The sequence below is a fragment of the Methanosarcina barkeri str. Wiesmoor genome (assembly GCF_000969985.1).
Lineage (GTDB): Archaea > Halobacteriota > Methanosarcinia > Methanosarcinales > Methanosarcinaceae > Methanosarcina > Methanosarcina barkeri_B.
Genome location: NZ_CP009526.1, coordinates 725,720 through 737,770, shown reverse-complemented (window position 1 = coordinate 737,770; position 12,051 = coordinate 725,720). Strand labels below are relative to the sequence as shown.

11 protein-coding genes are annotated in these 12,051 nt (G+C 42.5%); all 11 read right to left on the bottom strand.

Translation table 11 applies throughout. From position 1 onward, the window contains the following. Positions 1-96: 96 nt before the first annotated feature. Positions 97-720 carry a V-type ATP synthase subunit D gene (locus MSBRW_RS03300; protein WP_011305420.1) on the bottom strand — a complete coding sequence of 208 codons (624 nt, stop codon included), beginning with the start codon at positions 718-720 and terminating at the stop codon, positions 97-99. 5 nt (positions 721-725) lie between these two features. Continuing rightward, positions 726-2,108 carry an ATP synthase subunit B gene (locus MSBRW_RS03295; RefSeq protein WP_011305421.1) on the bottom strand — a complete coding sequence of 461 codons (1,383 nt, stop codon included), beginning with the start codon at positions 2,106-2,108 and terminating at the stop codon, positions 726-728. A gap of 2 nt (positions 2,109-2,110) precedes the next feature. Next, a complete protein-coding gene (locus MSBRW_RS03290; protein WP_011305422.1) occupies positions 2,111-3,847 on the bottom strand; it encodes an ATP synthase subunit A in 1,737 nt (578 codons plus the stop codon). Then, positions 3,838-4,140: a V-type ATP synthase subunit F gene (locus MSBRW_RS03285; RefSeq protein WP_011305423.1), complete on the bottom strand. Its 303-nt coding sequence runs from the start codon at positions 4,138-4,140 to the stop codon at positions 3,838-3,840. The genes MSBRW_RS03290 and MSBRW_RS03285 overlap by 10 nt, the downstream gene beginning before the upstream one ends. Beyond that, positions 4,140-5,222, bottom strand: coding sequence for a V-type ATP synthase subunit C (locus MSBRW_RS03280; RefSeq protein WP_011305424.1), 1,083 nt, complete (start codon positions 5,220-5,222; stop codon positions 4,140-4,142). Before MSBRW_RS03280 ends, MSBRW_RS03285 begins: the two co-directional genes overlap by 1 nt. Positions 5,223-5,228: 6 nt before the next feature. Next, positions 5,229-5,780: a V-type ATP synthase subunit E gene (locus MSBRW_RS03275; protein WP_011305425.1), complete on the bottom strand. Its 552-nt coding sequence runs from the start codon at positions 5,778-5,780 to the stop codon at positions 5,229-5,231. Between the two features lie 193 nt (positions 5,781-5,973). After that, positions 5,974-6,219: a hypothetical protein gene (locus MSBRW_RS03270; RefSeq protein ID WP_011305426.1), complete on the bottom strand. Its 246-nt coding sequence runs from the start codon at positions 6,217-6,219 to the stop codon at positions 5,974-5,976. 4 nt (positions 6,220-6,223) lie between these two features. Continuing rightward, positions 6,224-8,158, bottom strand: coding sequence for a V-type ATP synthase subunit I (locus MSBRW_RS03265; protein WP_011305427.1), 1,935 nt, complete (start codon positions 8,156-8,158; stop codon positions 6,224-6,226). Next, positions 8,151-8,480, bottom strand: coding sequence for an ATP synthase archaeal subunit H (gene ahaH / locus MSBRW_RS03260; RefSeq protein ID WP_011305428.1), 330 nt, complete (start codon positions 8,478-8,480; stop codon positions 8,151-8,153). Before ahaH ends, MSBRW_RS03265 begins: the two co-directional genes overlap by 8 nt. 754 nt (positions 8,481-9,234) lie before the next feature. After that, positions 9,235-10,416, bottom strand: a complete 1,182-nt coding sequence (locus MSBRW_RS03255; RefSeq protein ID WP_011305429.1) for a radical SAM/SPASM domain-containing protein — start codon at positions 10,414-10,416, stop codon at positions 9,235-9,237. Positions 10,417-10,567: 151 nt separating this feature from the next. Continuing rightward, positions 10,568-11,455, bottom strand: a complete 888-nt coding sequence (locus MSBRW_RS03250) for a geranylfarnesyl diphosphate synthase (RefSeq protein WP_048102420.1) — start codon at positions 11,453-11,455, stop codon at positions 10,568-10,570. Positions 11,456-12,051: the final 596 nt, after the last annotated feature.

Sequence of the window (12,051 nt, the reverse complement as noted above, 5' to 3'; positions counted from 1 at the left end):
AGGCGGGCCTGGTTTTTGGGTTCACCTAACTTAAATACTGCTCTTTCAACCAAATTTGGTTGATCGTCACACGCAGCCATTTCAAATCAAGCTTGATTATTTCATTCTCTCCTTGACTCTCTTCAGCCTGGAAGTACCTTCTCTTTCCATCTCTTCGAGGGTAAAACGAATGTACTTCATGGTTGCAATGAGGTCCGGAATAACTTTGAATTCAAGAGCGTTTACACGCCTCTTAGTCTTCTCGATTTCATCAAGAAGCCTTTTCATCGTTGTTTCCAGCTCTGCTGCCGTGATAATCTTTTCTACCAGGATCTCATAGGCATCTGCGGACTCATCAATATACGAATTTGTCCCAACAATACCGTAACCTCTCTCAACAAGAGATTTGTGGACACCTGTAGAGCTGATTTGTGGCACCACAACACCCATAATGTTGTGTCCTGAAAGCTGAATTTCGGGAGATTCCTTTGCTGTAAAGGCAGTTGACTTGACTGTAACCATTCCATTTACAGCAGAGGCAAGATTGATTTTTTCTGCAGCGTTTAGATAGGCAGCGTCCAGTTCGGTTCTGACGTTCCTTGCCTCGTTAAGAATCTTAAAGAACTCAAGAATAAGACCATCTCTCTTCATCTTAAGGAGCTTGTGCCCACTTTCAGAGAGCTTGATTTTCTTCTTGAGCTCAATCAGCTCCGACCGAGTTGGTTTTACGTCTTGAGCCATGGTAATCACTGACCCTTTCTGTGTGCAGGATGGTATTTCTGGATGTATTTGTTGTCAATCCTACCCAGCTGGTTTTCAGGCAGGTGTGCAAGGATCTTCCATCCAATGTCCAGAGTGTCTGCAATTGTCCTGTTTTCGTTTCTGCCCTGACGGACAAACTGGTCCTCAAAAAGGTCAGCAAACTCAAGGAACTTGACGTCTCTCTCAGACAGAGCTTCTTTACCGACGATAGCCACGAGACCTCTCAGGTCACGCCCTTCTGCATAACCTGCATACATCTGGTCAGAAACCGCCTTGTGATCTTCCCTTGTCTTGTCTGCTCCGATACCGGAGTTCATCAGCCTTGACAGGGATGGCAGCACATTAATTGGCGGGTAGATACCTTTCCTGTGCAGTTCTCTTGAAACCACAATCTGCCCTTCGGTAATATACCCGGACAGGTCAGGAATCGGGTGGGTAATATCGTCACCAGGCATCGAGAGAATTGGAATCTGAGTAACTGATCCCTTTGCACCCTTAACAATACCTGCGCGCTCATAGAGAGTTGCAAGGTCAGTGTACATGTAACCAGGATACCCACGGCGACCAGGAATTTCGTTACGGGCGGCACCCATCTGACGAAGAGCTTCTGCATAGTTGGTAATATCGGTCAGAATGACAAGTACGTGCATGCCGTGTTCGTATGCCAGATATTCAGCTGCAGTCAAAGCCATACGCGGAGTGACTATACGTTCGACAGCCGGGTCATCTGCAAGATTGAGGAACACAACAGCCCTTTCAAGAGCCCCGGTCTTTTCGAAGTCGCTCATGAAGTACTGGGCTTCTTCATTGGTAATACCCATTGCTGCAAAAACTACTGCGAAAGCAGATTCAGATCCCGGCACCGCAGCCTGCCTTGCGATCTGCAAAGCAATCTCGTTGTGTGGAAGACCTGAAGCTGAGAAAATAGGCAGTTTCTGTCCACGGACAAGGGTGTTTGTTCCGTCTATTGTGGAGATACCTGTCTGGATGAAATCCTTTGGAGGCAGCCTGGCATATGGGTTCATTGCAGCTCCGTTGATGTCCAGAAGCTGGTCAGGCACAATCCTGGGTCCACCGTCAAGTGGTTCTCCTGAACCTGAAAGGATCCTTCCGAGAAGGTCAATGGATGCAGGGAGCTTCAGGGTTTCCCCTGTAAAGACTACACCACACTCCTTGTCCAGACCAGTAGTACCTTCAAAAATCTGGATAACCACTATGTCTGAAGATGAGTCCAGCACCTCGCCTCTGCGGGTGGTCCCGTCAGGCATGTTGATAGTGACAATTTCTTTATAGCCTACAGGCTCTGTTTTCTCAACAAAGACAAGCGGTCCTGCAATCTGAGTGATTGTCTTATACTCTTTTACCATATTTACCTACCTCTCAGGGATGCAAACTCTTTATCCATCTGTGTCAGGACAGCGTTCATAGACTCATCAAACTTCTCCTCATACTTGACCTTAGCAAGCACATTTTTGGATTCAAGTTTGAGAATTTCAGGAACAGGAACACCTGATTTCAAGGCTTCCATTGCAGCGTCTCCCCATTTCATGATTGCCTTAAGGATCCTGTACTGCTGAGCGAACGGGCTGTAGGCATCTACTGGGTGGAATGCATTCTGCTGCAGGAAAATTTCCCTGAGCATACGGGTGATTTCAAGCAGAAGCTGCTGGTCATCTGGCAGAGCATCGGAACCTACAAGCTGTACGATTTCCTGCAGTTCAGATTCTGTCTGGAGCATTTCCATTGCCCTTTCCCTCAAAGGCACATAATCAGGAGCCACGTTATCTGCAAACCAGTCATTAAGACTGTCCTTGTACAGACTGTAACTGTTCAGCCAGTTGATGGCCGGGAAGTGACGCCTCTGAGAGAGTTTGGCATCGAGAGCCCAGAACACTTTTACGATACGCAGGGTATTCTGTGTAACAGGCTCTGAGAAGTCACCACCAGGTGGAGATACTGCTCCAATAACAGTAATGGAACCTGTCTCACCGCAAAGACTCTCCGCAACCCCGGCACGCTCGTAGAATTCGGCCAGCCTTGCAGATAGGTACGCTGGATAACCTTCTTCACCAGGCATTTCTTCCAGACGGGAGGAGATTTCTCTCATGGCTTCTGCCCACCTTGAGGTGGAGTCTGCCATAAGGGACACGTCTAATCCCATGTCACGGAAATATTCTGCAATGGTGATCCCTGTGTACACAGATGCTTCTCTTGCGGCCACAGGCATGTTTGAAGTGTTAGCGATAAGAACAGTACGCTCCATCAGTGGGCGCCCTGTCTGCGGGTCTTCAAGTTCAGGGAATTCGCTCAGAACGTCTGCCATTTCGTTTCCGCGTTCACCACAACCGATGTAGACCACAATTTCGGTGTCACTCCACTTTGCAAGAGACTGCTGAGTAACAGTCTTTCCCGATCCGAAAGGTCCGGGAATTGCAGCCGTCCCACCTTTTGCCACAGGGAAAAGCCCATCAAGGATTCTCATTCCTGTAACAAGAGGCCTGGTTGGAGTAAGTTTTGTCCTAACAGGTCTGGGTCTCCTGACAGGCCATTTTTGCATCATCTGCAATTCGGTCCCATCAGTCAGAGTACAGATTGTGTCTACTACCGTAAAGTTTCCGCTCTTTATGTCGGAAATTGTACCTGAGATATCAGGAGGCACCATGATCTTATGTTCAATATTCACGGTTTCCTGTACAACACCAATTACATCTCCGCCTTTTACGGAATCGCCTTTCTTGGCAACGGGTTTGAACTCCCAGAGTTTCTTGTGGTCAAGCCCATCTGCAGTGACACCTCTGCCAATGAAACCGCCCGTCCTTTCGAGCAGGACATGCAGTGGTCTCTGAACCCCATCATAAATACTTGAAAGAAGACCCGGACCAAGTTCCACGGACAGAGACGAACCTGTAGAATAACAGGGTTCCCCTGGCTTGATACCTGCGGTCTCTTCGTATACCTGGATGATGGTCTTGGGCCCTAATATCTGGATGACTTCACCCATAAGACCTTCATCACCGACTTTGACCAGGTCATACATTTTTGCCTGCAAGCCGGTAACGGTGACGACAGGCCCAGACACACGATAAATTTCACCTTTTACTTCCACAGATCAACACCTACCGCTTGTTTTATCTTATCTCTTAAATTCGAGCCTGATCCACTGCCTCCAAGGGCTACTACTGTAGGCTGGACAGACTCATTCAAGTTTTTCCTTAGCATTTCCGGCAGATTACCAATGTCATCATTATGCATTACAAGAATCCCGACACTTTTGTCTTCAAGCACCGATTTTACAACGGACTCAGTGGCTGCGATATCTGCGGTTTCATAAACCTTCCTGACACCAGCCAGTCTGAATCCTGTAACAAATTCGCTCTTACCGATCACCGCTAATTCCATTATATAACCACCAACTGGTCTTTGATTAACTCATCACTGAGGCCAGTCTCCTTACCCCTGAAGATGATCCTGAGATTAGTAGCCTCATTATGTTTATGAATGATATAATCCAGAATAGGTGCAACTGAGATCGGGGATACATGCGAGAGAACGGTTGAAGATTCAAGATAATATCTTGTGAGCCTGCTTTCAAGAGTAGTCAAAGAAGTCATATCTGAACTCGTAACGCCTGAAATTACGTCCCAGTACTGAGTTCTTTGAAGCTCATTGACAAACTCGTCATATGGGAGAGTCGCCAGTTTCTCGGGTTTTAACTCAAGACCGCCTTCAATCATGAGAGGCATGATTTCATCAAGCTGCATAACTCCTGCTTTTTTCAGTCTGAAAAGATTTATTAAGTTCTTGACGTCTACTTCTAATCTGACAACTTTAAGAAAGAGCTTGCGGTCCTTAGATCTTGGTTTTCCTATTGCTCCAAACAAGCCTGTGTAATACATTTTGTCAAGTTCATTCTCTATGTATGCCAGGTTAGTTCCGTCAAACTTCTGCAGCAGGGGGTAGTACTCAGAATATTTCAGGGCTTCAATTATTTCTTTATATGTAGCCTTGGCTGCAAGTTCTGACATAGAAGTATAGGTAAACTCCCCGGCAGCAATCAGTGATTCCATGATATCTTCAGCAGATGCATTGTAGATTTTACCACGAAGAAGTGTTTTTATGTTCCAGATGTCGTATCTTTTGAGGTATGCAACAACCAGGTAATTCAATTCTCCTCCGGTAATTCTTACCAACTTATCATATGTGAGCGCAAGATTTCTGTTCAATGCGTGTTCTGCCAGATCGCCACCACTATATTTCATTGCCAGTTCGTTAACGTCGTTTTTGTATTCAGACTCTTGGATAAAGCGGGTAATCCCATCAATTCCCATGTTAAGAAGCCGGGGGTATGATTCTTTAGGGAGCAGCTTGCTCTTCATAGCTCGGACACGGGTTACGGCATAGGGATAGTTAGAAGTGCCATTTTTCTTCTTATCGGATTTTCGTGAGGGTTTTTGCCCCCAGAGTTTCTCCAAAAGCCGCATCGAACATCACCCGTATAATAGATCAGATATCTGCTTCAATGAACGCTCATACACGTTTTTCAGGATTGAATCATATGTGAAATCTAACCTGACCGTCCCATCCTCGTTTTCCAGAACAATTCCACCAATAGCATCAAGATTACCAGCGTAAGATAGAGAAGTTAACTTCTTGACAATATCTTCAGAATCTTTAGAAGAGTAAACTCTAGCACCGCTAGCTTCGTACTTGCTGAGAATATTTTTCAACAGCTCTTCTTTTTTGGATGCCGGCATTGACTTAATTTTTTCAACTGTCTGGACATAAACTTTGTCTAGAAGATCCTTACGCTTATTAAGCGTAATTCTTTTCACTTCCAGATTTGCACTTGATATGACCTGCTGGTGCAGATTTTGGAGGTCCTCTTCTGCCTTGGCAAGGCTGTCTCCGAGCGTCTTTTTCTGTACTTCCTTAGCTTCATTTATGATCTCGGAGGCCTTTGCATCGCCTTCGGCTTTTATACGGGAAACCTCAGCACTTGCACCCTCTTGGATGTCTTTTACAACAATCTCTAGTCCCATGCTTACACCTCCAAATAAATTTAGAGCAAAAAAGTGCTCTAAAGCCTAGAGCAAAAACTCTAAGCTGCTTAGAGTGCAACGATACCTAAGAAAACTTAGAGCATCATATAGCTCCAGGCCTGCCTGGCAAGGAAAAAAGCCCAGGCAAGCCTAAAGCAATGCTCTAAGAAATTTAAGAGTAAGGCTCTTAAATTTAAGCAGAATTGATAAGCAGTGCGACGACGAGACCGAAGATAACAATGGTTTCTGGAATGACAGTAAGGATCAGGCCCTTACCAAATAATCCTTCGTTTTCTGCCATTGCGCCGATTGCTGCTGTACCGATATCTTTTTCAGCTATTGCGGACGCAATCCCGGTTAATGCGATTGCAATTGATGCACCGATTGCTTTTGCTCCTGCTGCGTCCAGAAATAAGTTTGCTGTTGCTCCATCTACCATGTTTTTATTCCTCCGTGTATTTTCTTATATATCCGAATGGGTTGAATTTTCTGCCCCCGCCTTCATAGAATTTTCCAAAGAATTCTACGTACTGCAACCTGAGTGCATGTAGTCCGGGAGCGATGATACTCAGAACGGTGTTAAGAGCGTGTCCGAGTATAAATACGATAATTGCAGCTATTGCCGCGAAACCGATCTTAGAATGATCAGGCCAGACCATTCCAAAAGCGATGTCATTGACTGTACTTGCGATATAAATCGAAGATAAACCGACTGCAATAATACGGGCATACGAAAGAGCGTTACCCATAAGAGATGGCAGTTCGACTATACCAGCGATACCCTCACCCATGGCGAGCATCACAATTCCAAGAACAAGAACAACAGCACCGACATACATCAATGCTGAACCGCCAAAATAACCAACAGCTGCAATAAGTACACCAAGCTCAATAATCATCCAACTGCCTTTTTCAAGAAGAGCGTGTTTCATCCCGTGTTCCCTTGCAATATTTGAAAATCCGAACAGGTACCCGAGATTTAAGTGAATCAGTCCGACGACGACGCTTAGTACAATCATACTCATTACCATGTGAGCCCTGTGAATTGGGAAAGTAAATTCCTCTCCTCCAATTGAATGGAACAGGGTTACTGTATGCCAGAACGGGAGTAAACCTTGTTCTTCATGCGTACTCGCCAGAGGGAATCCCAGAAACTCACCATAAATAAGTCCAAAGAAAATCGTCCAAATCTGACAATAAATAAGAATATTCATCATATCAGATACTGCATCTGACTTTATTGCCTTTTTAATAGCCAGTGCAATTGATCCCAATATCAGTGCATATCCGATGTCTCCGAGAATCATTCCATAGATCAGCGGGAAGGTAATGAAAATCGCTGAAGATGGATCAATTTCAAAATATTTAGGTCTTGAATACAGATCCATAATCTGCTGCATCGGTGCCACTGATTTTGAGTTATTATACTCGACGGGGGCATCTTCTTCTTCCTCCTCGCGAACTTCGAGGCTGGTAATGTATGCCTTGCCGTTAGTGGCGTTGTTAACTACACTGACAAGCCTGTCATAACTTTCGGTGGGGGTCCATCCATCAATTATGAATGCATTTTCAGATGTAGCTATTCTAAGAGGCAGCTCTGCTTTCTGACTCTCGATACTCAGGACTTCGTCGCTTGCAAGGATAAAATCGGCGTACTTTGTTTTCAAGGACTCGATCTCACCCTTTAAGGATTCGATCCTTCTGGTGACGTCGGCTTCTTTCTGTTCAATGGATCTTAAAAGTTCGCTTGGAACACCACCTCTTTCCGGAACTCTAAGCTCTTTGAATCCAAGACCCTGAAGTAATTCGTAAACTTTGTCGGCATCATTATTAGCTACAAACAGTACAACTGCTTTTGATTGAGGATCAAAGTACAGTTCGTAAGCTTGGGTGATACTAGAAATCTGACTTGCTTCCAGGTTATTTTTTAAAGTGCCTGCGAAAACCTTGAGGCTTTCGTAGCCACGGAAATAATCGAAGTCAAGATCGATGGACAGATAAGGCAGGACTTCCCTTTTCTGAGAATCCATGTCTTTTAATTCATTTTCAAGCTGAGAAATTGATTCCGTTTTAGCTGAAATTGTCCTGTCCAGTTCATTTAACTTAGAGTCAAGTTCACGCAGAACAGCGTCAGATTTCTGAACTACCGGTTTTTTGCTTTCAATCCCCAAATAATTGGCGATAGATCGGATCTTCACAAGCTTTTTAGAGACTTCTTCTGCGTTTTTGAATGGCTTGCTGATCTTAAAACCAGACTCGTCTTCAACAAAGTCTTCGACGTGAAAAAGATTTGTATCATGTAGTGCATCGATGGTTTCTTTTAGAATGCTTTTGTGCCCGACAATAACGGCCCTTGTCATCTGTTTAGGTCTACTCATTAAGGACCGCCCTCTCAAACTCCTGTACAAGGTAATTGACGGATTTGTCGATGTTAGCTTGAGCTTTTTGGGACATGGCTAATGCGTTTTTTTCACCATCGGTTATGATCTTATCTCTTTCCTCCAGGATCTTTTTTTCACCCTCTTTAAAAGAGTCTTGTGCAGCTTTATGTGCATCGATTTCGGCCTGCTTCAGGATTTCCCTGGCTTCAGCCCGAGCTTCGGAGATACGCCTGTTTTTCGCTTCAATGGCTTCATCAACCACTGATTTAGCGCTTTCCTCTGCTTTTTTTATTTCAGATAAGATTTCATTTTTAGCCATGTGAATCTCCGTCTCTCAAAATTTAATATATAAATTAATAATTAAAAATCCCTACTCCAATGGAGGTAGTTAACAAATCCTTCGCGAAAGAACTATATAACAGCTTCGGTTTTATCAAAGAAGAGTGGGAGAACTATAATGAAAAATCATTATATATTCAATGTATAAGAAATTTTTAAGAAAATTAAAAATATAAATAGCAAAATATCCGGTTAAAATGAAAAAGATTAAATATAACAGTAAAAAATAATTGAACACTGACAGTGAAATATAATTAAGTACCGAAAAATATCAAAGAAAGTGCCGAAAATAAAATGTGAAGAGTAACCTGAATAAGTTAAGTAAAATCTGGAGAATATATTCAAAACTATATTAAAATCAGATAAAAAATTATAAATGAATCAATTTATATAAGGAATTTTAGCATCTTTTTTCCTAAATAAAAACTTTTGAAGGCTTTTTTAAGCAAAAAATATACGTTGCTTTATTTGACCAAAACTGTAAGAGATTTTTTATAAATAAGTTCAGTTTCGAGAAAATCAAACCATTCAAAAGCTAACTTTTTAAAATAGACTCCTATCAGGGTTCCGAAGACATATGGATCTGGTATGCAGAAATCAGTATTCAAAATTTAAATTAGAAGGTCAGAATATTCTCAAATAAAAGAGGAGTATTTTAAGAAAAAACCTCTGAGATTTTTTATTTTCCTTATAGACAATTAAAAAAACAAAATTAAAAAATAACATAAAAAATATTATTTAACTCTGTAAGGAATCTTTGCGCCCTGAGGTATTGTATGAATATATTCCTTCCGGAAATCGGGGTTGCGCATCATGCAATATACGGCATTATCTTTTTTGTAAGCTTTGTGCTTACCCATACGCTTCCAGATAGCTTCCAGAGGTTCTTCACAGATATTTCCAAAAGATAGAGGAGTGTAGGCACACGGCATTACTTCCCCATCCGAAGCGACATGCATCCATCGTCTTCCTGCAAAACACCCAAAAAGACTCGGCCCCAAAAAATACGGGAACGCGGTGACTCTGGGACCTTCAGGTTTAGAGTTCATTTTTTTCTGGAATTTCTCAAGCCTTGAGACATCTTTTTCCCCTATTACTTCATCCTCATGTTCAAGCCAGCGCCCGACGGCAATAATTTCATAGATAGAAAGCTCATGCATTCCAAGGTTAAATGCAAGGTTGTAAAATTCTTCAAGGTCATCGATATTGTGAGGGGAAACAACCACAAACATATCAGTAAGGATCCCGGCAGCTATTGAATTTTTGATTCCGGCAATTGAATCTCTATATGCACCTTCTCGGCCCCTAATGCGGTCATGTTCGGCTTCAACTGGGCTGTCCAGACTAATTCTTGAGGCATATAACCCTGCGGCTTTAAGCTCCTTTGCCCTTTCTTCGGAAAGCTTGAAACCTGAGGTGAGACAGGTAGCAATTGCCCTGGATTTATCTACTCTAGCTACCATCTCTACAAGATCATCCCGAAGCATGGTCTCCCCGCCATCGAAAGAAATAAGATAAGACCCAAGATCCAGGCTCTGGTCTATAGCTCCGGAAATTTCATCCAGGGTAAGTTCTTTTTCTGGCTTGATACCAGCTGCTCCACAGTGGATACAGCGGTTAGGACAACGAGCCGTAATTCCTATTGAAAACTGATCAGGGACCCTTTTTTTCCGGATAGCTGCGATCTCAGCACCTATCACCCGACTGAAAACAGGCCCCGGAATAGGTGGGATCCATGTAGAGAAAATTATCTCGTTTTCATCCACTGAAATGGGTTTTTCTTCCGCAAAAATGTTGTTTACGCGTTTGAGGAAAGGTTTTGCAAGCTGGGAAAGAGGACCTTCTGTATCAAGCACAATTTTTTCGTTTTCTGTACTGGCATTTACCTTAAGTACCGGACTATCATATACTCGCATGGATACACCTGGTAAAGTTGTTGGCAAAAGTTGGAAGACTTATTAAGTTAGAAAACTTATTAGATTAAATAAATTAAATAATATTATTTTTCCATATTACATACCGGAAATTTGACAGTGTCGCAGTTCATTTTCAGGAAAAGCTGAGCGATTAAATAATCTCAAGCATATCAACAGTTATATAATCAGTAATCTGAAAGAGTTTTTCCCTTGCCGGACATTCATTAAATGTCAACAGGGCATCTTTTGCGGCATTAACACGCAGCTTTACAGCATCTGTAGATTTTTCTATTGCTTCTTCCTTTGACATATTCTTCATGTAAACATGCGGCAGAGTTTCAGATGTGAATTTCGATTCCTTGCCTTCGACCACTTCAAGAAACTCAAGAATGTCGTCAACAATCTGGTATGCAGTTCCCAGGCAATTTCCAAAGAAATTAAAACGCTCGGCCAGAACTTCATCAGCACCTCCAGTGTATGCCCCTATGGAAGCGCTAATGGCAAATAAAGAGGCCGTTTTCTTGTAAATGCATTCGAAATAGTTATTTTCTCCGAAATTGTCCTTATCGAGTCTCAGATCAAGAACTTCTCCTTCAGCCATATCCATCCCGGCTTTTCCGAAGTCTCGGACTACTTTCTCCCCATATGGAGAAATAAACTCAAAGCATTTTGCAATCAGGTAATCGCCACAAAGAAGAGCCCTAGAAGGGCCAAATTTTTCAGGGGCTGAAGGCAGATTTCTTCTAACAAGCCCCTGATCCAGCAGGTCATCATGGATGAGGGAAGCCGAGTGCATCAATTCAATAGCAAGAGCTGCATTGAGGCTCTGTTGGTACGAACCTGAACAGATCTCACTGGAGAGAAGGAGGATGATTGGTCTAATTCGCTTTCCTCCGGTATTACAGACATGTTCTGCCATTTTTTTTAAGCTGGATTCGTCCATTTGATCAATGAAGCTATTTATTCCTGATTCGACATATCTGTATTCTTCCCACTCTTCAATATTCATCAATATTACTCCGTGTACTTGGACGGGCATCCGGTAACGATCTTATTCGCCTTAAACTTAAGTTCAGAAACACAGTTTTATAAACACCGTTTCGTATAATACTTATTTTTTCCTTCAGCAAGCGGGAGAAGGAGAGCTGCCTATATATTCTAGATGAACCTTCAGGTTCTCATTATTTTCGTCCCTTAGTTCAAAAACTGTCATATTGGGGGTCATCTCAAGATTTCTATATTGAATAATCCTCTAGAATTTACCATTATTTTCTGGGATTTTATAATTATTTATGGAATTTCACCTTTTGCCCGATATGAGCTGAGAGATCAGATATGACCTAGCTATCACAAAACGACTATCTGAAGACTCGATATCGTGCAGCTGTATAATAGAACACTCCAGAGCGCACACGCCAGAACAGACCAGCAGTATGAAAAAGTGCGAGCAGTATTATCTTTTGTGTTCGTTTAAACTCCGTATAACACGATCATTACATTAACTTTTTGTTAAGCTCTGAATATTTTGTCAGTTATACAAAAGGATATGCAATTTATACAAAACAGCTTAACAGAAAATCCTGAATAAGGAACTTAGGAATAAGGAACTCAGGAATAAAAAACTTGGAAATAAAA

What these genes read in the sequence shown, in the direction of transcription:
- MSBRW_RS03300 (WP_011305420.1), bottom strand. Translation starts at nt 720, where the DNA reads ATGGCTCAAGACGTAAAACCAACTCGGTCGGAGCTGATTGAGCTCAAG.
- MSBRW_RS03295 (WP_011305421.1), bottom strand. Translation starts at nt 2,108, where the DNA reads ATGGTAAAAGAGTATAAGACAATCACTCAGATTGCAGGACCGCTTGTC.
- MSBRW_RS03285 (WP_011305423.1), bottom strand. Translation starts at nt 4,140, where the DNA reads ATGGAATTAGCGGTGATCGGTAAGAGCGAATTTGTTACAGGATTCAGA.
- MSBRW_RS03280 (WP_011305424.1), bottom strand. Translation starts at nt 5,222, where the DNA reads ATGCGGCTTTTGGAGAAACTCTGGGGGCAAAAACCCTCACGAAAATCC.
- MSBRW_RS03275 (WP_011305425.1), bottom strand. Translation starts at nt 5,780, where the DNA reads ATGGGACTAGAGATTGTTGTAAAAGACATCCAAGAGGGTGCAAGTGCT.
- MSBRW_RS03270 (WP_011305426.1), bottom strand. Translation starts at nt 6,219, where the DNA reads ATGGTAGATGGAGCAACAGCAAACTTATTTCTGGACGCAGCAGGAGCA.
- MSBRW_RS03265 (WP_011305427.1), bottom strand. Translation starts at nt 8,158, where the DNA reads ATGAGTAGACCTAAACAGATGACAAGGGCCGTTATTGTCGGGCACAAA.
- ahaH (WP_011305428.1), bottom strand. Translation starts at nt 8,480, where the DNA reads ATGGCTAAAAATGAAATCTTATCTGAAATAAAAAAAGCAGAGGAAAGC.
- MSBRW_RS03255 (WP_011305429.1), bottom strand. Translation starts at nt 10,416, where the DNA reads ATGCGAGTATATGATAGTCCGGTACTTAAGGTAAATGCCAGTACAGAA.
- MSBRW_RS03250 (WP_048102420.1), bottom strand. Translation starts at nt 11,455, where the DNA reads ATGCCCGTCCAAGTACACGGAGTAATATTGATGAATATTGAAGAGTGG.